This is a genomic window from Flagellimonas sp. L-11, from assembly GCF_056857735.1.
The window spans coordinates 1-23,097 of the sequence record NZ_JBSXNR010000079.1 but is presented as its reverse complement, the minus strand read 5'-3'; the positions used below and the strand labels follow the sequence as shown (position 1 = coordinate 23,097).

General features: G+C 41.2%; 20 protein-coding genes and 1 tRNA gene. 10 read left to right on the top strand and 11 right to left on the bottom strand.

Annotated elements, in window-relative coordinates; genetic code table 11:
* Positions 1–79 precede the first annotated feature (79 nt).
* Together AC13CC_RS16175 and AC13CC_RS16170 are read left to right on the top strand one after the other, a co-directional pair.
* Positions 80–640, top strand: coding sequence for a TlpA family protein disulfide reductase (locus tag AC13CC_RS16175; protein ID WP_482875674.1), 561 nt, complete (start codon positions 80–82; stop codon positions 638–640).
* A complete protein-coding gene (locus AC13CC_RS16170) occupies positions 637–1,203 on the top strand; it encodes a TlpA family protein disulfide reductase (RefSeq protein WP_482875673.1) in 567 nt (188 codons plus the stop codon). The genes AC13CC_RS16175 and AC13CC_RS16170 overlap by 4 nt, the downstream gene beginning before the upstream one ends.
* An 8-nt stretch (positions 1,204–1,211) precedes the next feature.
* On the opposite strand, the gene AC13CC_RS16165 is transcribed toward AC13CC_RS16170, so the two are convergent.
* From AC13CC_RS16165 to AC13CC_RS16135, 7 genes are all read right to left on the bottom strand, one after another.
* Positions 1,212–1,664, bottom strand: coding sequence for a sterol desaturase family protein (locus tag AC13CC_RS16165; RefSeq protein ID WP_326278898.1), 453 nt, complete (start codon positions 1,662–1,664; stop codon positions 1,212–1,214).
* Complete coding sequence (locus tag AC13CC_RS16160) at positions 1,661–2,503, bottom strand: phytoene/squalene synthase family protein (protein WP_482875672.1); 843 nt, start codon at positions 2,501–2,503, stop codon at positions 1,661–1,663. Before AC13CC_RS16160 ends, AC13CC_RS16165 begins: the two co-directional genes overlap by 4 nt.
* Entirely contained in the window at positions 2,500–3,960 is a 1,461-nt protein-coding gene (locus AC13CC_RS16155) for a phytoene desaturase family protein (protein WP_482875671.1), read from the bottom strand. The genes AC13CC_RS16160 and AC13CC_RS16155 overlap by 4 nt, the downstream gene beginning before the upstream one ends.
* Before the next feature lie 6 nt (positions 3,961–3,966).
* Positions 3,967–4,866 carry a MerR family transcriptional regulator gene (locus tag AC13CC_RS16150; protein WP_482875670.1) on the bottom strand — a complete coding sequence of 300 codons (900 nt, stop codon included), beginning with the start codon at positions 4,864–4,866 and terminating at the stop codon, positions 3,967–3,969.
* A gap of 232 nt (positions 4,867–5,098) precedes the next feature.
* Positions 5,099–6,709 (bottom strand): alanine/glycine:cation symporter family protein, encoded by a 1,611-nt coding sequence (locus tag AC13CC_RS16145; protein WP_482875669.1) that lies wholly within the window; start codon positions 6,707–6,709, stop codon positions 5,099–5,101.
* 106 nt (positions 6,710–6,815) lie between these two features.
* Positions 6,816–7,919 (bottom strand): hypothetical protein, encoded by a 1,104-nt coding sequence (locus AC13CC_RS16140; RefSeq protein WP_326278903.1) that lies wholly within the window; start codon positions 7,917–7,919, stop codon positions 6,816–6,818.
* A 159-nt stretch (positions 7,920–8,078) separates the two neighbouring features.
* Positions 8,079–8,162 (bottom strand) — tRNA-Leu (locus tag AC13CC_RS16135).
* Positions 8,163–8,327: 165 nt separating this feature from the next.
* Between AC13CC_RS16135 and AC13CC_RS16130 the strand changes: the two genes are divergently transcribed.
* The 7 genes from AC13CC_RS16130 to AC13CC_RS16100 all read left to right on the top strand — a co-directional run bounded on the left by AC13CC_RS16130 (position 8,328) and on the right by AC13CC_RS16100 (position 19,619).
* Entirely contained in the window at positions 8,328–8,888 is a 561-nt protein-coding gene (locus AC13CC_RS16130; protein WP_326278904.1) for an RNA polymerase sigma-70 factor, read from the top strand.
* 121 nt (positions 8,889–9,009) lie between these two features.
* Positions 9,010–9,963: a FecR family protein gene (locus AC13CC_RS16125; protein WP_326278905.1), complete on the top strand. Its 954-nt coding sequence runs from the start codon at positions 9,010–9,012 to the stop codon at positions 9,961–9,963.
* 149 nt (positions 9,964–10,112) lie between these two features.
* Entirely contained in the window at positions 10,113–13,367 is a 3,255-nt protein-coding gene (locus AC13CC_RS16120; protein WP_482875668.1) for a SusC/RagA family TonB-linked outer membrane protein, read from the top strand.
* Positions 13,368–13,387: 20 nt separating this feature from the next.
* Positions 13,388–15,133 (top strand): RagB/SusD family nutrient uptake outer membrane protein, encoded by a 1,746-nt coding sequence (locus AC13CC_RS16115; RefSeq protein WP_326278907.1) that lies wholly within the window; start codon positions 13,388–13,390, stop codon positions 15,131–15,133.
* Positions 15,134–15,213: 80 nt separating this feature from the next.
* Entirely contained in the window at positions 15,214–16,344 is a 1,131-nt protein-coding gene (locus AC13CC_RS16110) for an alkaline phosphatase (RefSeq protein ID WP_482875667.1), read from the top strand.
* A complete protein-coding gene (locus tag AC13CC_RS16105; protein WP_482875666.1) occupies positions 16,341–18,110 on the top strand; it encodes an alkaline phosphatase in 1,770 nt (589 codons plus the stop codon). The genes AC13CC_RS16110 and AC13CC_RS16105 overlap by 4 nt, the downstream gene beginning before the upstream one ends.
* Before the next feature lie 249 nt (positions 18,111–18,359).
* The gene (locus tag AC13CC_RS16100) at positions 18,360–19,619 is read left to right on the top strand and encodes a mechanosensitive ion channel family protein (RefSeq protein WP_326278910.1); all 1,260 of its coding nucleotides are present in this window, start codon (positions 18,360–18,362) and stop codon (positions 19,617–19,619) included.
* A 14-nt stretch (positions 19,620–19,633) separates the two neighbouring features.
* Here AC13CC_RS16100 and deoD read toward each other — a convergent pair whose 3' ends face one another.
* The 4 genes from deoD to AC13CC_RS16080 all read right to left on the bottom strand — a co-directional run bounded on the left by deoD (position 19,634) and on the right by AC13CC_RS16080 (position 22,606).
* Complete coding sequence (gene deoD, locus AC13CC_RS16095; protein ID WP_482875665.1) at positions 19,634–20,338, bottom strand: purine-nucleoside phosphorylase; 705 nt, start codon at positions 20,336–20,338, stop codon at positions 19,634–19,636.
* Positions 20,339–20,347: 9 nt separating this feature from the next.
* Positions 20,348–20,986: a deoxyribose-phosphate aldolase gene (gene deoC / locus AC13CC_RS16090; protein ID WP_482875664.1), complete on the bottom strand. Its 639-nt coding sequence runs from the start codon at positions 20,984–20,986 to the stop codon at positions 20,348–20,350.
* 1 nt (position 20,987) lies between these two features.
* A complete protein-coding gene (locus AC13CC_RS16085; protein WP_482875663.1) occupies positions 20,988–21,392 on the bottom strand; it encodes a hypothetical protein in 405 nt (134 codons plus the stop codon).
* Positions 21,393–21,526: 134 nt separating this feature from the next.
* Positions 21,527–22,606, bottom strand: a complete 1,080-nt coding sequence (locus AC13CC_RS16080; RefSeq protein WP_482875662.1) for a sensor histidine kinase — start codon at positions 22,604–22,606, stop codon at positions 21,527–21,529.
* A gap of 336 nt (positions 22,607–22,942) precedes the next feature.
* On the opposite strand from AC13CC_RS16080, the gene AC13CC_RS16075 reads away from it, so the two are divergent.
* Positions 22,943–23,097 (top strand): transposase (locus AC13CC_RS16075; RefSeq protein ID WP_482875679.1); only part of this gene is annotated, 155 nt, incomplete at its 3' end.

The following is a 23,097-nucleotide window of genomic DNA, read 5'->3' as shown; positions in this document are numbered from 1 at the left end:
TGTATCTAATATAATCTGTAAAAACTCCTGATGTTGTAAAAGATGTCAGGAGTTTTTAATTTTTGATAAATAATTTTCAATGAAGATCAACAAAAAGACCATTCTCAATGTTGTATTGATTCTTTTTATCCTATCGTTTTTTGTGACCCCGATCGGTTACTACGGGAAAATTTGGTTGAACAGGGCGTTTGCATTTTCTCCTGAGATCATCGATAAGGGCGAGCAACAAAAAATCACCGATTACGATTGGAAGCTAAAAGATGCAGAATGGAACTTTTTCAACTTTGAAAAATCCAAAGGAAAGGTAATCTTCATCAATTTATGGGCTTCATGGGGATTGCCATCGGAAGCAGAGCTTGCAAGTATTCAGGAATTGTACGACAAATATAAAGATGAAGTTGATTTTTACATCATCACCAATGAGGAGAGAGCACCTGTTGAGGCTTTTATGGAAGAGCACGAATTTACATTCCCAGTAACCTATTTGATCATAGGCGAAAAAATGCCCATTGATCCCAGCGAGGTGCCTTCTTCCTATTTGATCGATAGATCAGGAAGCATTGTGATTCACGAAGAAGGAATTTCGGATTGGAGCACCAATAAAGTTTATAAATTAATGGAACGGTTAATCGCAGAATGAAAATCACCAAGGAACAGATCGGCAACGCTATATGGATTTTGGCCATAGTGCTCATACTTTTTACCCCTTTGGGCTTCTATCCACGGGTATGGGTCAATAAAATTGTTGCTACAGTGATTAGTCCAAGCACTGTGGACAAGGATGAACAAACTAGGTTGAAAAACTATAACTGGAACCTTGTTGATCTAAAGGGTAAATCAACCAACCTCCAATCAAAACAAGGGGAAGTTATTTTGGTGAACGTTTGGGCAACCTGGTGTCCCCCTTGTGTGGCCGAACTACCGGGTTTTGTGGAGCTCTACGAAGATTATGGAGATAAAGTCACTTTTGCCTTTGTTGCCAATGATGAAAAACAAAAAGTTGAGGCATTTCTAAAGAAAAAAGGGTATGATTTACCAGTATATTTTCAAGCATCGGCCACACCAAAGGAGTTGGAAAGTAGTAGTATTCCTGTAACCTATATTATTGATAAAAAGGGCAATGTAGTGGTGGATAAAACGGGAGCCGCCAATTGGAATTCCGACAAGACCCGTAGCCTGTTGGATAAGTTGATTTCCGAATAGCCATTATTTTATTTCTTCTTAAAATATTTGAAAGGGACGACCAACATTCCAAAACATTCCCCGTCTTCTTTGCCCAAATGTTTATGATGGATTTTATGCGCCCTACGTACTCCTTTCGCATACCAATTGTTGGCATTCCTAAATATTTTAAAGCGTTGGTGAATAAATATATCGTGAACCGTAAAATAAGCAATGCCATAGGCCAAAATGCCAAATCCTAACGGCCATCCATACCAAAACGAGGTGTAACTGCCCAAGTAAAACAACGTCATGCTAACGACGGCGTAAAAAATAAAGAAAGCATCATTTCGCTCAAACCAGGAATCATGATCTTTTTTATGGTGGTCTTTATGCAGGCTCCATAGAAAACCATGCATCACGTATTTATGGGTAAACCATGCCATAAACTCCATAAAGCAAAAGGTTGCCAAAAATATCAGTATCCAAAGTGCTACTTTCATTGTACCAGTTGTAATTTATAATTTACATACGATTGTGCCAACAGACCAAATTTTTGATAGTTGGGGACACGGATCCTAGTGTTTTTTATCTCCAGAGGAGGTGTGCCCTGCAATTTTTGAAGCAGTTTTTTATAATATCTATACGCGGTATAAACTCCAAACTTGGCTTGTTCGGGCAACTGTACAATTCCTGAGTACCCAAGCGCAAAATCGGCCTTGATCTCGTTTACGATACGCTTTTTGGACTCCTCGTCCAGTTCCATCAAGTTGGTGTTCGGAAAATAGGCCCGGTTCAAATGCTCGTAATCAGCTTTTAGATCACGTAAAAAGTTCACTTTTTGAAAAGCGGAACCCAAAGCCATGGCCGATTCTTTCAATTTTTCATACTTTTCCTTGTCCCCTTTTACAAATACACAAAGGCACATCAACCCAACAACATCGGCAGAACCATAAATATACTCACGGTATTCATCAAAAGTCTCATAGTTTTTCTTGGTAAGGTCCATGCGCATGCTTTTCATAAAGGACGTTACCAAATGATGCGGAATGTCATACTTGTGATAGGTATGCTGAAAGGAATTCAAAATAGGGTTCAAACTAATTTTGTCATCAATGGCCCGTTTCATGTCTTTTTCAAAGGCATTGAACAATTTGGCCTTGTCGTAATCGTGAAAGGTATCCACAATTTCGTCGGCAAAACGTACAAAACCGTAAATATTGTATATATCGGAACGGATGGACGGTGCCAACATTTTGGTGGCCAACGAAAAAGAGGTGCTGTAAGACTGGGTCACGACCTTGCTGCAGTTGTAGGATACATCGTCAAAAATAGTTTTCATCTTTTTACTTCTTTAATGATTAAATCAGCCACCAGTTTTCCGGAGATCAGGGATGGTGGAACCCCTGGGCCGGGAACGGTCAACTGACCGGTAAAGAACAATTTTTTTACTTTGCTACTTTTGAGGTTAGGTCGTAAAAAAGCGGTTTGGCGCAACGTGTTTGCCAAGCCATAGGCATTGCCTTTATAAGAGTTATACTGCTCCACAAAATCGTTTACACAGAAACTTTCCTTAAAAATTACTGATTTTTTTACAGTTTGCTTGGTTAAATTTTCAAATCGGTCCATTACAATATCAAAATATTGGTCACGTACTTGTGGTGTATCTTCCAATCCAGGGGCAATGGGTACCAAGAAAAAACCTGTTTCTTTGCCATTTGGAGCCATTGTGGCATCGGTTATCGACGGAAAGTTGGCATAGAACAAAGGATTGCTGGGCCATTGGGGATTATCATAGATTTCTTGGGCATGTTTTTCAAAGTCGGTATCAAAAAACAAATTGTGATGTTCAATATTTTCCAACTTCTTGTCAAAACCTATATAGAACAACAGAGAGGAAGGGGCGTAGGTTTTTTTGTTCCAGTATTCTTCGGAATATTGTCGGTGTTTTTTGTCCAATAAAGTTTCGGAATGGTGATAGTCGGCACCGCTCACTACATAATCACCAAGATGATTTTTCCCTTTGCTTCTGATGCCCAAGACCTCTCCATCGGATACTAGAATATGTGTTGCGGGACTATTGGTGTGTATGGTTACGCCCAATTCTTCTGCCACACTTTGCATGGCCTTGATGATTTCGTACATACCACCTTTTGGATGCCAAGTGCCAAGACCAAAGTCGGCAAAATTCATAAAATTGTAGAAGGATGGGGTTTTGCTGGGTTTGGCCCCCAAAAAAAGTACGGGAAACTCCAAAGTGGATACCAACTTTGGATTTTTGAAGCGTTTACGCACCTGTTGACTTATGGTTTTAAAAAATTGGTCGACCTTTAAAACGGTTTCTTTGGTTATAAGTTCCAAAGGGGAAAGACCGGGCCTCAACACCACTTTGTTGATAGCAATATTGTAATTTTCTTGGGCTTCGGCTATAAATTGTTTCAAGTGTTCGCTACTTCCCGATTCAATGCGTTCGAACTCGTTGCATATCTTTTCCATACAGTCACCTATGGTGATCACATCGTCTTTGAAGAAAATTTTATAGGCGGGGTTTAGCTTGTCCAACTGGTAATAATCCGAGGTCTTTTTGTTGAAGTCAGCAAAAAATTTATCAAAAATATCGGGCATCCAATACCAGCTTGGTCCAATATCAAAGGTAAAACCATCTTTGACCAATTGTCTTGCCCTACCGCCCACGGTATCATTTTTTTCGAATAGTTCCACCTCAAATCCTTCTTTTGCCAAATAACATGAGGCGGATAGGGAAGAAAAACCAGAACCGATGACAATTACTTTTTCCATTTGGATTTAAAGCGATTCTATCAGTTGATTAATGGATTTAAATATTTTGATGGGACCCGAAGGTTGCTCATCCTCAAATTCTTGTATCTGATGACCCAAAACGTAAAGTTTGGAACTGGGCGATTTTTTTAACACCTTACGGAATCGTTTAAAATAATCATCAATGTCATCTTTGGTGGGTGCTACGGTAAAGTAGGAAATAAACCTGATGTTATCGTAATATTTCAGTAAATCCTCAAGACTTTCCACCGGCATGGTCTGTCCTAAATATATGGTTTTGTAGCCGTGAAGGGCCAATTGGTAATTAATGTACAAGAGCCCCAATTCGTGTATCTCGTTTTCAGGAAGAAAAAGGACGTATACTTCATTTTTTTTTGCGGGAGTTTCAAATTGAAGCTTCTCGGTATGGATGTATATTTTTTGTTTGATCAAGTTGGATATAAAATGCTCGTGGGCCGGGCTTATGGTATTGGTTTGCCATAGCAATCCAAGTTCGTTCAACAGGGGGATAAAGACCTCGTTAAAGATCTGGGTAAACGATTTCTCCTCCATGAGCCCATTGTAGGTCTTCAAAAAAAGTGATTGGTCAAAATTGAGCATCGATAGTTTCAATGAATTGAGTATGTGGTTCTTTTCACTTTTTCGCGAAACAATCTCATTGACCAATGCCGGTATTTTTTCATCCCCTAACTTGGCGATTTTGGAAATTTTGTACCCATTGTTATAAAGTAGGGTGACGTTCAATAACTTTTGTAGACTGGTAATGTTGTATGTCCGGATATTTGTGTTCGTTCTTTCAGGACGGAATAAATCATATCTCTTTTCCCAAATTCGGATGGTGTGGGCTTTTATGCCCGAAAGGTTCTCCATGTCCCGAATACTAAAAGAAGTTTTTACACTGTTCATCTTTTTTATTTAAACGTTAAACAAATTTACAATTTAAAAGATGTCATCCTAGTTATTTATCATAAATTTTGCACTAACTCTTCAAAAAGTCACGAATGTTTATGGAATTTTAACGATAAAGTCTTGTTCTCGTTATCTTCCTAAAAGCGGACAGTCTCTCCCTTGGAAAAAACTTGAAATGGCGTTTCTTGCCATTATCATGTACAATGCTTATGCCTATAGGGTCTTTTCTCTATTTTTTGGAAATCAAATGCATATAGCCTTTGAATTCTTTTTTTACATAGGGGAACAAGATGAGCAAACCGACCATGTTTGGGAATACCAGGGCCAATATCATGGCATCTGAAAACTTTATCACAGCATCCAGGGTTATGGCAGCACCCAGCACAGTAAACAAAAGGAATATAATTTTATAGGTGAGGTCAGTGATCTTGCTTCTTCCAAAGAGGTATTTCCATGCCTGTAGCCCATAATAGGACCAAGATAGTATGGTGCTGAAGGCAAACAGGCATACAGCGGCCATTAGGACCCAGGAAGAACCGTTAATGGAATTTTCAAAAGCCAGGGATGTAATGTTTACCCCGCCCAACCGACTTCCATCAGCCATTAGAGCTTGGCCCTCTACTACATTGCCATATACAAAAACACCGTCCATGTTAAAGAGAATGATGACAACGGCTGTCATGGTACACACCAAAACAGTATCAATGAAAGGTTCCAACAAACCTACAAGTCCTTCCGATGCCGGGAATGAGGTATTAACGGCCGAATGTGCTATGGCGGCAGAGCCTGCGCCCGCTTCATTGGAAAAAGCAGCTCTTCTAAATCCTTGGATCATAACCCCTACAAATCCACCTGAAATTGTTGCTTCGGGGGTGAAGGCTTCTTTTAGGATAAGGGCAAAGGCATCATCGACCCATTCTATTTTGGAAAATATGATGAAGAGTGCCGCACCCACGTAAAGTATGGCCATAAAAGGAACCACTTTTTCCGTAACCTTGGCGATACGTTTAATCCCGCCAATGATTACAATTCCGGCCAAAATTGCAAAAACAAGGCCAATGATGCTCCCCGTGGCATCGCCGGTCAAACCAAAACGTTCTATAATCTGGGAGGCAGCTTGGTTGCTTTGGAAGGCATTTCCGCCACCAAAGGAAGCCCCCACGCAGAGTATGGCAAAAACTGAGGCCAAAAATTTGCCCAAGCGGGAAAACCCTCGCTGTTTTAACCCTCTGGACAAATAATACATGGGACCACCATAAACATTACCATCGGTGTCTATATCCCGATACTTTACCCCAAGGGTGCATTCCACAAACTTAGTGGACATGCCAAGCAGTCCGGCCAGTATCATCCAAAAAGTGGCTCCGGGCCCTCCAAAGGAAATGGCTACGGCCACCATGGCTATATTGCCCAGACCTACAGTACCCGATACCGCGGTGGCCAAGGCCTGAAAATGGTTTACCTCTCCCGAGTGCCCTTCATCTTTAATGGTATCCACCAAATCTCCCTCGACTTCATAAACCTGTGGTTTTGGTTTCGGGGGTGTTTTTTCAAGTTCATCGTATTTTCCTCGGACCACTTGTATGGCTGTTGAGAAATGACGGATGTTGATAAACCCAAAATAGACCGTAAAGAACAGGGCCCCCAGTATCAGAATGATAAGAATTATTGGAATGCCATGCCCGAATATGGGAACCTCTGCCAGAATCAGATTTTCCCACCATACGGTAAAGGGCATAAAGGCTTCATTTATTTTTTCGTCCAGACCTTTTTCGGATGTGGATGCTAAAATTGCATTGCTTGGAATGCATAATGTACTGTACAATAGAAATTTACCCATAATCGAAAGTTTGCCTGAATTTCGATTCTAGGTTCGGATTTTTTGGACATTGTCGGAATGAATCTCAAAATGTCAGTAACCAAATAACTGACAAATCAAAGCTAAGTCATTCATTTTCAATCTGTATGTTTTCTTTTGGGATATGGAGCCTAATTTTCCTTTCCCTGTTTTCCGACATTTCGAACAAAGTGCCTTTTAAGGGATGGTAGTGTTTGTCCCTTGTCCAATTCTTTTTGCCGAAGAGTCCATTCAGCAGCGCCTCCAATAACCTTTTAAGCTCATTGTGGTCGTTGATGTCATAGTTTTTGGAAGCTTCAAAGTTTTTTGGTTTGATTTCCAACCAATTATCGGTTGAATTTAGTTTGCGTTCGGCAAATGTTCTCAACAAGCGATAGAGGGCAGGGGTGAGCTTTACGACCCTGTTTTTATCACCAAGGAACCCAATCAGTGTAACTGAAGTTGCGCCGCTATTTTCTTTATTACCCGTCTTGGTAAATAATAGTTTTAGCTGATGGGGTTCTGGTATCACCGTTTCGGTAAGTTCCTTTACCCAGCTTAGTGCCAGGGCAAAGAACAGCATGATCAACGAAGTTTTGAAAATCGCTGAGAACAACAATAGATTAATGGTATTGTCCATCAACTTATATATTTGGGCCAAGAGCGTTACCAAAATGGTGATCAATGCTAACCAACCCAAGAGGGGAAGCCTTCTTTTTATAAAGGATTCCCATAGAACAAAGCCTAAAAATAGTAAGGTCAACAGTGCATAAACAACATCGAGTTCATTGATGACGTATGCTTCACGGACCAAAAACATTTTGAATAGGGTTGGAAACAGTGCAAATGCAAAAGGAATACCGATGATGTAGGGCCAAAACTTTGATTTTATCAAAGGAGCCAATGCCTTGGGCAAATATTTGAACCAAGGCAGGGCCATCAAAATAAACAAACTGTTAGTCAATGATAGAATACTCCTAAGACCATCTTTAAAGTGGGGGTAAAGACCATTATTGTTGAGGTATACGATTTCCACAAGCCCGGAAAAGGCCCAACAAAGCACCGAAAGAGCCAGCCAAACAGGGCCATAATCATCCTGTTTTTTCCCGATATGGTGCCAAATGGCCATTAAGGAAAGAAATGCAAAAAGGCAAACCGAAAGCTGCCACCATCCATAAAACATGGAAATTTCACTTGATACTTGTTCATCCATGCCTATCGTTTATATAAGGGATAAGTATTCAACTGTGACTGATTAGGAATTACTCGGAAAATAAATAAAAAAAGCAGAAGTAAAAAGAATGACTAAAAATAGAAGTATATCCGTAACCTTGAAAACAAAAAAACCGCAAGATTTTGCGGTTTTCTTCTGTGCCCACGACTGGAGTCGAACCAGCACGTCCTTACGAACACTACCCCCTCAAGGTAGCGTGTCTACCAATTCCACCACGTGGGCCTTTGCAATTTTAGGTGTGCAAATATAATTTTTTTGGATAAAAGGGAAGGGTTTTAATGGCTTTTTATGGTCGATGGTTTTTAAAACCAACACGAGAACAAGTTTTCGTAAAGTTTACAATATCATAATATCCGTCCACTTTTATTTTTATGAAATTTGTCCGTGATGAAACACCCCCATACAAATGAAGCACAGCAAGAACTTGCTGTCCGGGTCAAAGCCTCGGACAGGAATGCATTTAACAGTCTGTTCTCCATGCTTTGGGAGCCCATGTACGTTTACGCAGCGTCTTTGGTAATGAACGATTCCCTGGCCAAGGATTTGGTTCAGGACATCTGGATCGATTATTGGCAACGCAGGGAAACTGTAGAGGTAAACCATATTAAGTCATATCTCTTCAAAGCGATTCGGTATAAATGTTACAATACTTTAAGGGATACCAAGTTTAACAAAACACAGATTGAGGCTGCCAATTCGATTTATATAGCCCCAGAAATGGAGTTGGAAGAAGACCTTATGGAGCTTACCGAACGTATTGATGTAAGTATGGCCGATCTCCCACAAAGATGCCAGGAAGTATTTAGGTTGAGCCGAATACACAACATCAGTAATAAGGAAATCGCGGAGCGACTGAACATTTCCCATCGCTCGGTTGAGAATCAAATTTCCTTTGCCCTCCGCAGGCTGCGCAAAGACCTTTCCATTGTTAAATCATTGTTCCTTTAAATGATGGGTTTTTTAGCTTAAGGTTAAGAGGTTTCCTGTAGTATTAAGTAATCATTAAAACAGATTTTTCGAGTGTGCGTCCCTGTACGTTTCTGGTACTTGTAGTTGAAACGGACATACAATGACTGAAAATGAGATTAAGGTTTTGATGAAAAAATACCTCAATGGTACCATTACCAAAAAGGAGGAATCACTCTTGGAGGAGTTTGACCATAAGTTGCTTTTCAAGAACCATCATAACGTTTTTAAAAATCCAAAACAAAAGAAGCGGGTAGGTCAAAAATTGGCCAAGCATATAAATAATTCCAAAAGAAGGCCAATACTAAAATGGAGCAGCGTGGCGGCTTCGTTAACCTTGTTGATTGGACTTGGATATTTTGCCTACATCTTCACCCATCAAACAGAAGTGGTAGAACCCATTGCCGAGATTACCAAAACCACGGAATGGGGACAAAAGCTACACATTGTTTTGGCCGACGGTACCGAGGTATATCTTAACGCTGGCAGTACCATAAAATATCCGCAACGATTTGAAGGCGATACAAGGGAAGTGGAACTCGAAGGCGAAGCTTTTTTTGATGTTGCTAAAGACCTGGATAAACCATTTATCATAAAATCGGGCGAGGTGGCAACCACGGTGCTGGGTACTTCTTTTAATGTGAACACCTATCCAGAAAACCAGCAAGTGGCAATAACAGTGGCAACGGGCAAGGTAAAAGTAGCTTCACAAGAAAGTGAACTGCTCCTATTGCCCAATGAGCAGGGTGTTTTCGATAGAAATTCAAAAGCCATTTCCAAGGAAAAGATAGATATTGCCTCATTTCTACATTGGAAAGACGGCATCATTCATTTTGATGACGCAGAACTGTCCAAAGTACTACAGACTTTGGAACGCTGGTACGGCGTAACTTTTGTGGTTGATAACAATACCATTGGCAATTGCCATATTACCGCAACATACGATAACGAAAGATTGGATGCTATTCTGGAAAGCATTGTGTATGCTAAAAAGGGATTGCACTATCAATTTTTGGATAAAAATAAAGTCCAATTAAAAGGAAAATGTACTGACTAAAACCAACTCAAATCAAAAACAGCATTAATATGACATAAAAGCAAACAAATTAAAAAGAGACAGCCCGTAACACTTTGGCGAGCGGAAACAGGCTGTCGACTGTTCAATAATTACAAATACTTATAACCATTTAAACATTATGTGAAATTATGAATTCACTAACTATTAAACAATTAATCAAGTTGACATTCCATACATTTTGCTTTCTGATTGTTTTGGCTCTGCTGAACCCGGTGCTTGCTGCCGATGTCAGGGGGCAGAACTTGGAAAGTTTTAAGGTGGACCTGTCTATGGACGACGCCACTGTAGTAGATGTGCTTAAACAAATTGAAGATCAAACGGATTTTAAATTTGTTTACGACCGAAAAGTGGGCAGGTTGCAAAACACCTATAGCATTGCCTACCAAAACGTATCATTAAAATCTGTTTTGGAATTAATGGCCAAAGATGCCCGCCTTACTTTTAGAAGAATCAACAACACCATTTCCATAGATGTTAAGCCCAAGGCCCCAAAACGAGTGGTCGAAGTGGTTTTTATTTCCGTTACGGGTCAAGTAACGGATGAAAACGGAGTTCCATTGGCCGGTGCTTCGGTTATGGAAAAGGGTAGGGGCAACGGTACCATTACCGATTTTGATGGAAACTTTTCCATTGATGTTGAAAGTGATGCAATCCTTCAAGTTTCCTACTTGGGCTACAAACCCCAAGAAGTTTCCGTAGATGGCCGCAGTACCATCAATATTCAGTTGGAGCAGGATGCCACCATGTTGGAAGATGTGGTCGTTGTTGGGTATGGCACTCAAAGAAAAACAGATGTGACTGGTTCTATCGCTTCCGTGGACAGCGAAGATTTTAACAAAGGAATCGTGATGAACCCCGGGCAACTTTTACAAGGTAAAGTAGCGGGTGTGAACATTTCCAACGTTAGTGGAGAGCCAGGAGCAGCACAGGATGTAATCATCAGGGGTGTTGGGAGTCTCCGTTCGGGGACCACACCACTTTATGTAATCGACGGTTTTGCTTTGGACAATACGAGCACCGGTGTTCCGACCAACCCCTTGAACTTCATCAACCCACAAGACATAAAAAGTATAGATGTGCTTAAGGATGCCTCTGCCGCAGCAATTTATGGTGCGAGAGCCGCCAATGGAGTAATTGTGATTACCACCAAAAGGGGCAAGGCCGGAAGAACCAGCATGGATTTGAACGTATCCACCGGGTTTTCAACCTTGGCCAACCAAGTTGATGTTTTTTCGGCTGATCGTTTTAGACAGGAAGTTGTTGCAACAGGCGGTACCTTGGAAGATGGCGGAGCCAATACCAATTGGCAAGATGCATTGAGCAGGACAGGGTTTACCAAAAATGTGAATTTAGCCATGAGCGGCGCATCCGAAAAATTCTCCTACCGAGCATCCTTGGGCGTTAATGATCAAGAAGGAATTCTTAGGGGCAACGATCTTAAACGTTATTCAGGTCGATTGAATTTGACCCAAAGGGCTTTCAACGATCGTTTAAAGGTCGAGTTTAATATGACAGCTACCAGGACCGAGAACCTTCGCGCAGATTCAAGGGCGATTGTGGGAGACATGCTTCAGCTGAACCCAACATTGCCTTTGTACACCGATGGGCAACCAACCTTGTTGGATAACATGCTCAATCCCTTGACCAGAGAGCAAATATACAGTGATGATGCCGTGAACCATCGTATTTTGGCCAATTTGGCCCCTTCCGTGGAAATTGTGAATGGGCTTACCTATAAGTTGAACTTGGGCGTGGATTACTCATCTACACAAAGGGATATACAGTACAAGCCCTACTCTTTGTTGGAAGATTACATAAGGGGGGAACTGAACAGTATTTACACCACCAACAAAAACAGTCTTATCGAGAATACATTGACGTATAATTTGATGACCGATAAGCACAACCTCACTTTTTTGGTTGGACATAGTTATCAAGAAACCTATGTGCACCAGAAGAGTTTTGAAATGGAAGGTTTTTCGGATAATGGTATCGACCCAAAATATCAGGATCAGATAAGTTCTGAAGATATGCCAACTTTTATGAATACTTATGCCACAAAGAATGAGCTGCAATCTTTCTTTGGTAGGGCCAATTATGTGTTCGATAACAGGTATATGCTTACCGCCACCATGAGGGCGGACGGGTCATCCAAGTTTGGTGGGAACAACAAGTATGGATATTTCCCCTCCGTTGCCGCTGGTTGGAACATTATGAACGAAGCATTCTTGAGCTCGAACACAACCATCAATAATTTAAAGCTTAGGGCAAGTTGGGGTAGAACCGGTAATCAAGAAATTCCATCAAAAATTACAAAAAGAAGTTTCACCGATAGTAGGGACAATAATGATTCCTACCCCATCAATGGCGACGAAAAGACCTTGGCCGATTACCCTTACGGAACCATTTTTACCCGTTTGGCCAATCCCGACATCCAATGGGAAGTATCCGAGCAATTGGATTTTGGTTTGGATTTTGGACTGTTCAACAATCGCTTGTACGGTACGTTGGATTATTTCAATAAAGTTTCTGAGAATATTTTGTTGGAAGTAACCCCGGCCGACCCTGTTCAACCTACCGATAAATACTGGACCAATATTCCCGATATGGAAATTAAGAACAGCGGTTTTGAACTTGCCTTGGATTACCACAGCGATTACAGCAAGGATTTTTCCTATAACATCGGCGGTAACTTGGCCTATACCAAAAACGAAGTGTCCAACTCACCCTACGAAGTGCTGACCACGGGAGCTGCACAAGGAGCGGGTCAGACCGATGCAACCATTAACGGAAACATTAATGGTGAACCAATAGGAGCTTATTATATGCAGGAGTTCTTGGGAATCGGAGATGATGGCCTGAGTATTTTGTCCGAAGATAGGAGAGTAGTGGGGAGTGCATTGCCAGATTTGATCTATGCATTTTATCTGAACTTCAACTATAAGAACTTTGATCTTGGATTGAACTTTAACGGGGTTTCTGGAAACAAGGTGTACAACCACACCGCAATGTCTTTGTTCAGTAAAGGGCTTTTAAGTTCCAACTTTAACACGACCTCCATTGCCACGCAATTTCCCAATGAGGATATCACCAACTCCAATGCCGTATCCACCAGATATTTGGAGGACGGTGATTTCTTGAGGTTGAACAATGCCACTTTGGGTTACAACCTTAGTCCGGAATTGGTCGGTCTTGAAGGATTGGTAAACACGATTCGCTTTTCCATAACGGGGCAAAACCTATTTGTGATTACGGATTACAGCGGTTTTGACCCGGAAATCAATTCAAACTTGACTATAGACGGCATACAGACCTTTGGGATTGATTACTTCAATTATCCCAAAACAAGAACCCTTGTATTTGGCTTAAACGTATCATTCTAATCAAAAAAAACACTTCAAAAATGAAGCATAAAATAATAATCGCACTATTTGGAATAGGCTTGCTCTCAAACGTAAGCTGTACCGATCTTGAAGAAGAAGTTATCGACGAATCCCTGGAAGGTAGTGGACAGGCAGAAGCCATAAGCGGGGCCATTGCTCCGGCTTATGGGCAAATTTCTTGGACTTGGAGACACACCAATTACTATGGATTGCAGTTAATTCCGTCCGATGAGGCCATATTACCTTATCGCGGTGGGGTCGACTGGTACGATAATGGCAAGTTTTTAGAAGTACATCGCCACAATATTGCTCCAAGTAATAGTTTGGTAGGAAGCTCTTGGAACGAAGTGACACGAAACATTTCCAGAACAATCACAGCAATTGATGTTTTACAACCCCTTGCGGATGAAGGAAACGTAGAGGCAGAAGGTGCTTTGTATGAAATGATTGCTCTGAGGGCTTACCTTAACATGCTTACTTTGGATAGTTGGGGATTGGCTTTCAGAAAAGAAAATTCTGGTGACCTTTCGGAGATTATCAGAGGACAAGATGCCATTGATTACATCGAAAGTGAACTGCTTTCAGTTGTTGATGTGATCAATACCAGTAGAGGCCCGGGACGAATAACACAAGCAACCGTTTGGGGGTTCTTGGCTCGATTGAACCTAAATGCTGCCGTGTACCGCGATCCCTACGGAACTCCAGATTTTACCACAGAAGATATGAACAAGGTAATTGAGTACACCGACAACATCATCAACTCCGGAATGTACTCCTTGTCCCCAGAGTATTTTGACCTTTTTAATGATGAAAACCACGACAACCCAGAATTGATTTTTGCTTTGGATCAACGTGGCGTGATGAACAGGGAGCACAGCCGATGGGCCTATTGGTCGTTGGCAGGTTCTTGGTATCCCAGACCGGAACACCCCAGTGCAGATGGTACCGATGGGCCGGCCATTACCCCGGATTTTTATCAGACCTGGGTAGATGCTTATGGCGATGTTGACCCAGCCGAGGCCGATGCCAGATTTTATCAGGAAAACCAGATTATCCCTGAAGAGCTCCGGGACTTGACGGGTGTTTCACCGGAAAATGATGAAAATCACTACTATTGCATGTCCGCTGAAGATTTTGAAATCAACAGGGGAATTATCCGAGGTGTAATTTGGGGGCCGCGCAAAGACGAAAACGGCTCTTTTTACACCTGCGACGAAGGTTACCGTATTTATCCGGTAATCCAAAGGAAAGGGAATGGCCCCGATAAGGATGTGGATTATGTGAACCATACCTTGCAGGTGGATTTCACTAACGAAGGCAGATTGCATAAAAACGGATATCGCGTATCCAAATACCAGTTTAGCCGTACCTCGCCAAATGGCAACAATTACAGTAGTGTAGACCTTGTTTTGATGCGCTTGGCCGAAATCTATTTGATGCGTGCAGAAGCTAAATTACGGACAGGTGACAATGCAGGTGCCTTGGCCGATGTCAATACAGTTAGGACCTCCAGAACGGCACGTCCAGAGCAGACTCCGGAACCCCTTTCCGCTATCGATTTGGATATCTTGTTCCGTGAAAGAGGATTTGAGTTGTATTGGGAAGGTTTCCGCAGGAGCGATCAAATCAGGTTTGGTCGTTACGAAGATACTTGGACCGAAAAAATAGATGACAACGTTCATCACAGATTGTTCCCGATTCCACAAGATGCCATAGATGGCGCATCCAATGTTGCAGGGTATTTGGAGCAGAATGAAGGTTATTAGTAGGGTGTATTTTTTAGCTAAGCGGCAGGTTGGTTTATCCACTTGCCGCTTACATGTTATAGAAGAAAAAGAACAGATTCATGAAAATTTCATTTAAAAAAGCTGCTGCATCCTTGGCCGTTCTATGGATTTTGGGCTGTACCACATCAAAAAAAGAAGAAAAACCTATAGGAACCATCAATGAAGAGCCCCTGAGCATTATTTTTATGATAGGCGACGGGATGGGTGTTCCACAAGTTTCAACGGCCTATTATTTTGGCGATAGCCTGCCCAATTTTTCACGGTTCAAGCAAATTGGATTTCACCAAACATCGGCAACGGATTATACCATCACCGATTCGGCCGCTGGGGCTACTGCCTTTTCAACCGGACAGAAAACCTATAAAAGGGCCATTGGGGTATCTTTTGATTCGCTTCCGCAAGAAACCATTTTGGAACAGTTGAAGGGGGATGGATATCAAACAGGCTTGATTAGCCTTACCACAATTACACATGCAACGCCTGCGAGCTTTTATGCCCATGTAACCGACCGTGACATGCACAATGAGATTGCTTCACAGTTGATTGAGGCTGAAGTTGATTTTTTTGCGGGCGGAGGAAGAAAGTTTTTCAATAAAAGAAACGATGGAAGAAATCTTTTTGAGGAATTAAAGGCCAAAAACTACCATTTGGATACCTTGGCACTATCAAAAACCGTGAAGGACAAAAGGAATGCCTATGTATTGGCCGATGATGGGATTCCCTCAAAGATTGATGGGCGGGCCAATTATTTATCCGAAGCAACCATCATGGCCTTGGATTATTTTGATCAAAAGGGGGAGCCATTTTTTATGATGGTCGAAGGCTCGTACATTGATTGGGGCGGACATGCAGAAAATGCCGAAATGATGATATCCGAAGTGTTGGATTTTGATAAGACCTTGGGAGTTGTGTTGGATTATGTGGAAAACAACCCGAATACCTTGCTGGTGGTTACGGCAGACCATGAAACAGGAGGGGTGAGCATTGGCAAACATTATAAAGTAGACGAGAGTACGGGAGAAAAAAGAGAAGTGCCCGAAAAAGTGACCGTTTACTTCAATTCCGATCAGCATAGCGGAGAGCTTATTCCTGTTTTCGCCAAGGGCAAGGGGTCGGACAATTTCCAGGGCATCTATGAAAACAACGAGATTTACCATAAAATGATCAATGCCATAAATCAAGCAAAATGAAAAAGAGAGTAGCCTTTTTAGTTATAGTTGGATTGATTTTCTTCGTTACGGGAAAAATCTTTGCCCAGACCGTTTATAAAGTCCACTCCCATAATGATTATGCCCAAAAACTGCCATTTTGGTATGCCTACAGCAATGGGGCATCATCCATAGAGGCCGATGTGTTTTTAAAAAATGACTCCCTCTATGTTACCCATGCCGAAGATGAGATAGTCAAGGGAAAAACCTTTGATAAGCTGTATTTGAACAGGCTCAGTAGTTTGGAAAAATCAGGGGAACTCAGGCCACTCCAGTTGCTTATCGATCTAAAGTCCGAGGTATACGCCACCTTGGACAAACTGGAAGAGGTATTGAAAAAATACCCGAGCTTGATCAACGGTGGCAAAGTCAAGTTTGTAGTTTCGGGCAATCGTCCCAAACCTGAAGAGTACAAGAATTACCCTGATTTTATTTGGTTCGACCATCAGAATTTGGACGAGTTCGAACACATGGATTTAAGCAAAGTTGCCTTGGTCAGTTCCAGTTATAAAAACTATTCTGTTTGGAATGGCTACGGTCGGATGACGGCTCCTGACCTGGAGAAAGTGAAAAGGGCCATAAGTTTGGCAAAGGCATCAGGAAAACCGTTCAGGTTTTGGTCAACACCCGATACCAAAACGGCTTGGGCACGTTTGGCAAAATTGGGTGTGGATTTTATCAATACAGATCAACCGGCCCTAGCCAAACAGTATTTGGATAAACTGGATGCAAACACCTTCACATTAAAGGATACAGTTGAGGTGTACCGACCCAAATATGCATACAATACCGATTCCAAGCCTACCAATATTATTTTAATGATAGGCGATGGCAATGGATTGGCGCAAATTAGCTCGGCCATGATAGCCAATCGGGGTAAACTAAGTGTAACAGGGCTAAAAAACATAGGATTGGTGAAAACAGCTTCACATGATGATTTGATCACCGATTCTGCCGCTGGAGCTACCGCCATGGCTACAGGTAGAAAGACCAACAACCGGGCCATAGGCACAGGCCCACAGGCTGAACCACTGATAAATTTAGTGGATACGGTGAGCAAAAAGGGTTTCAATACGGCGATAGTTACCACAGATGCCATTTATGGAGCTACGCCATCATCATTCTACGCCCATAGGGTTGAACGAGATGATACCCCGGGCTTGATAGAGGATTTAAAAAGCAGTCCGTTGGACTTTTTTATTGCGGGTGGCGAAAAGAACAAAAAAAACATTGAAGCGGTATTTTCCGAACAGAAACTGGAACACTTCTGCGATTTTAAAAGACCGACAGCTATTTATTTGGGCGACAATAAAGCTCCGTCGCTTGCAAAAGGAAGGGGCAGTGCACTACCAGAAAGTGTTTCGAAAGCTCTCGAAGTGTTACAGTCAAAAAACAATCCATTTTTTTTAATGGTCGAAGGGGCCCAAATCGATAATGGAGGACATTCCAACAGCACTAGCGACATAATCCAGGAAATGTTGGATTTTGACCAAGCCATTGCAGAGGTATTGAAATTTACCGATGTCAATAAAAATACATTGGTGATCATCACTGCCGATCACGAAACTTCTGGTTTTGGAATCATGGGCGGCAGCATGGAAAATGGTACCGTGCAAGGTGATTTTTTAACCGTTGACCATAGCGGTATTATGGTGCCTTTATTTGCTTATGGGCCAAAAGCCGAAAATTTCAACGGGGTTTATGAGAACACTGAAATCTTCTCCAAGATTTTAGCATTGTTGGAATAACGAAGAACACCGATTTTGGTCCTTTACCAATGGAAAAGTATAGAGAACGGTCTTGATATTGCAATTCCGGTTTTCGATACATATTTGCAACATATTGGAAACCTTTCATCGTTTTTGCCTATAAAAGACTACTCGAATCGGCAAAATTCAAATAAAATGCACAACGGGTATCCATAAATGATGATTTACTTCTATGGAGAGGTGGATTAAATCCCGTAATTTTATGCCATATTTCTTTCAACGGAAACTATGGACAAGGATTTGGGTCGATTACTGTACAACTATTTACTAAAGACCGGTATGACAGAAGGTCTGGCCGCTTACATCAATCTTTTTGTAATGTTGATAGTTGTCCTAGTGCTTGTAATGTTGTTGGATGTACTGATTTGGAAAGTATTGCGCGCATTGTCCGTTAGATTGGCACGAAAGTCCAAAAACAATTTCGACAATTTTTTGGTGGCCCATAGGGTGCCGCGCTATATAGCCCATATTGTGCCTTTAACAATTTTACTGGAGTTTGTACCAGTGGCTTTTACTGATTTTGAATATGCAGGGATAATTACACTGAAGACCATTAAAATACTTTTCGTCTTTTTGACTCTGATCATACTTCGGAAGTTTTTTAAAAGCGTAAACGGATATTTAAAAACCCGTCCCAAGTTTAGGGACAAGCCCATAAACAGCTATGTTCAGGTATTTATGATCTTTGCCTGGGTGGTGGGGCTGCTCACTATTTTTGTTATCGTTACCGATACCACGGTTTGGAAATTTTTTACCGCATTGGGTGCTGCCTCTGCAGTGATACTGCTCATTTTTAAGGATTCCATTTTAGGCTTTGTGGCCAGTATTCAGGTTACCATTAACGATATGGTGCGCATTGGCGATTGGATTACGTTCGAAAAATATGGGGCCGATGGTGATGTGGTGGAGATTAGTTTGGCCACGGTTAAGGTTCAAAATTTTGATATGACCATCACCACGATACCTACCTACGCTTTGATTTCTGATTCGTTCAAAAATTGGAGGGGCATGCAGGTTTCGGGGGGAAGGCGAATCAAGAGATCATTGATCATACGGCAAAAGAGTATTCGGTTTTTAACTGAAGAGGAAATAGAAAAGCTTAAAAAGATCCAACTGGTAGAAGGTTACATAGGTACTAGGAACGAACAGATCAGGGCCTATAATGAAGAAAACAATATCAATAAGGAAGTGTTGGTGAACGGAAGAAACCTGACCAACTTTGGTGTGTTCCGAAAATATGTGACCAATTATCTGGAAAATCATTCCGCCATAAACAAGAAAATGACCTTGATGGTACGGCAGTTGCAGCCTACTCCGCAAGGTATTCCTTTGGAAATATATGCCTTTAGTTCGGATAAGCGATGGGAAAACTACGAATATGTGATGGCCGATATTTTTGACCATTTGCTCGCTGCCCTGCCTTATTTTTCTTTGGAGCTTTTTGAGTTGCCTGTGGCAAAGGATTATGTTTCTACCGGAGATGATTAGCCTAAACCCTACTTTTAGGGCAAAGCAGCCGCCAAGGCAATTTCCACCATATCCTTAAATGTTGTCTCACGAGCATGTGCCGAGAGTCTTTCTTGAGTTACCAGGGAATCTGAAATGGTAAGAATCGTCAATGCCCTTACATTATATTTTGCGGCTATGGTGTACAAGCCAGCGGTTTCCATTTCCACACAAAGTACACCGTATTCCGCCCAGAGTTTGTATTCCTCGGGGTCATCCACATAAAACTCGTCCGAAGAAAGCACATTGCCTGCTTTAATGGGAATGTTTTGTTCTTGGGCATAGTTCACGGCTTTTAAAAAGAGTTCAAAATTGGCTGTTGGGGAGTAGTCGGAGTTAATAAACCTGGAGTTATTGATGCCTGAAGTAGTGGAAGCGGCCATGGCCAAAACCACATCATTAAGTTTTACGTTTGCTTGGTATGACCCTGCGGAACCCACCCGGATGATGTTCTTTACCCCATAATCTGTGATGAGTTCATGAAAATAGATCATGGCCGAAGGCATACCCATACCACTACCTTGAACAGAAATCCTTTTGTCTTTGTATGTGCCCGTGTAGCCCAGCATTCCCCGTATTTTATTATAGCAAAACGGGTTTTCGAGAAAAGTTTCGGCAATCCACTTGGCCCGTAAGGGATCGCCCGGCATTATTACCGTTTCGGCAATTTCCCCTTGTTTGGCTTCAATATGGGTGCTCATTCCTAATTTTTATTCGATTAAAGAAGGACCTGATGAGGTTCCTATGCGAGATACCCCAAGTTCTATGTATTGTAGGGCCTCTTTCTTTGTTTTTATTCCACCTGATGCTTTTATTTTTGCCTTGTTGCCCACAACTCTTTTCATTAGTGCCACATCATCCAGGGTGGCACCTCCGGTTCCAAACCCAGTAGACGTTTTTACAAAATCTGCCTTTGCATCAATTGCTAGGGTGCAGGCAAGTTTTTTTTCTTCATCGCTCAGGTAGCAGGTTTCTATGATCACTTTCAAAATATTGCTGCCAATCGCTTGTTTTATGGCCCCGATTTCATCTCTAACAGCATCAACCTCTTTTAATTTAAGCCATCCAATATTAATTACCATATCTATTTCGTCCGCACCATTTTTAATGCAGTCCATGGCCTCGAACACTTTTACCTTGGTAGACATGGCCCCAAGGGGAAAACCGATTACAGCAGCCGTTTTTATTTGACTTCCCTTTAAAACTTCTGTGGCCAAAGGTACATGGCATCCGTTTACACAAACAGCATAAAAACCGTGTTCAATGGCTTCTTTACATAACTCTGTTATGTCGGCTTGGGTGGCGATGGGTTTTAGATTGGTGTGATCTATATATTTTTCCAAAGACATGTTAATGGTTAAAGAGCTGTTTGAGCTTAAAGATAGCCAACATCTCCGATCTGTTCTTTCCAGCAAAAGATTTGGCTATGGATTCGGCGGTTTCAACAACCAACTTTTTGATAGGTTCGGTGAATTTTTCGGGATGTTCTTTATAAAACTCCTTGAATTCCTTGAAATATTCTCCACCATCTTTCTCCTCTCCATTTAACCAATCGAAAACAATTTCTATTTGATAGGCGGCATCGGTATGAAACTCATCTTCAATTTCATCCATATCCAGCCAATGTTGCCGAACATATTTCCGCAACCTTTTCATTTCGATGGGCCTTACATTGTTATCTGCCATGGCTACTGCATAAAACAATTTGCCAAGGTTTTGGTAGAATTCGTTTCCTATTTTCTCAGAATTTAGCATGATTATCCTTTTAAACTCAACTAAAGTTAAGATTAATCAAATAGGTTTAAAATGACATTTCTCAATTGTTTTTTGGAAAAAATGTCTCGAATGTTATCATAATTGGTTTGGCACAAACAAATTAGATAGTGGAATCAATTTGTAATCGAGGGGATTTGTGCTTTGAATAGAATCGTAAAGGTGGTACCTTGGTTGACCTTGCTGTCCACCGAAATACTTCCACCAAGGCTGGTAAGCTGTTCGTGGACTAAATATAAACCAACACCTTTACTGTCTTCGTTACCATGAAATTTCTCGTTCAACTTAAAAATAAGGGTGCCTACTTTCTCCATATCAAAGCCAAGACCATTGTCGGTATAGGTTAGTTTCTTTTTCCCATTTTCTTGCGCTGTGCTTATTGAGATGATGGGAGGAACATTTGGTCTGGCATATTTAATGGAATTGGTAATTAAATTCAAAAAAATACTTTCCATGTAAATATCCTTGAAATGCACACTAGGCATGGCGCTAAAATCTATGTGGAATTTGGTACCTGCCCTTTGTATAAGTGAGCTTATAGAGTTCTGGACCTTATCAAAAACATTTTTAAAATCGACATCTTCCAACACCATATTCCGAACGTCCTCTTCGGAATAGGAATCAATATATGCGTTCATGGTATTCTTCAATCCTTCGGCGGATAGTTTTATTAGACTGAGTATTTCCTTGGTATCCACATCATCAATTTTGGTCAAATCCAATAAATTGACCAGGGACAGCATATTGTTAAGAGGCGATCTAAGGTCGTGTGAGGTGCTATAGTTCTGTTGTTTAAGTTTTTCATTTACCTTGGACAGTTGACTTAAATGCAATATGCGCTCCTTTTCCAGTTTTTTGGTGTGCGTAATATCCTTGGCTATGGCGTAGATCAATCGCTCCTTTTCCAACGGTATGGATGTCCAATGTAGCCAGACAATAGCTCCTGATTTGCACACATACCTGTTTTCGAAATTTACCAGTGGAACATTGTTTTTTAGTTCTTCCCTGTGAGCAGCCGTGCGCTCCCTATCTTCATGATAGATGAATTCGGAAATTAATTTTGAGCCCAGTTCTTCTTCAGTATACCCCAATAGCTTTATAAAAGCAGGATTCACTCTCACAAAATACCCATTATAGTCTGCAATACAGAGGCAATCCATGGATTGATCAAAAAAAGGTTCTAATTGGGGGTTCATTGTTTTAGTTGTGGTTTTTATCATTCCATCTTCCTTTGTGAGAAAACTGTGTCTCTTTTATCAAATCATCTCGTGGTCGGTTATCTGGTACAAACTTGTACTAAATTATATCTGCATACTTTTTGGTTTAATAAGTGGAAATGACAAATATGGCCAACACATTTTTTAATTGAAAAGACAATACCACTCTTTTTTACCAGCTCGTTAAAATATAGCGTGAAACAGTAATAAGCAAATACATTTTATTGATTGTCACTAAGGTTTCATCATTTTTTGGAGGGAAAACCATAATCTATGCCATCTTAGATTGTATTGTGAACCCTTTTAAAGATTACTTTGGATATGGCACGTTCAATGAAAATGATTGCCAAAAAATGCTTTCCTAAAGCCATACAGGTCACAGACCGTTTTCATGTACAAAAACTGGCACTGGAAGCACTACAGGATATTAGGATCAAACATCGATGGGAAGCTATAGACTTAGAAAATGA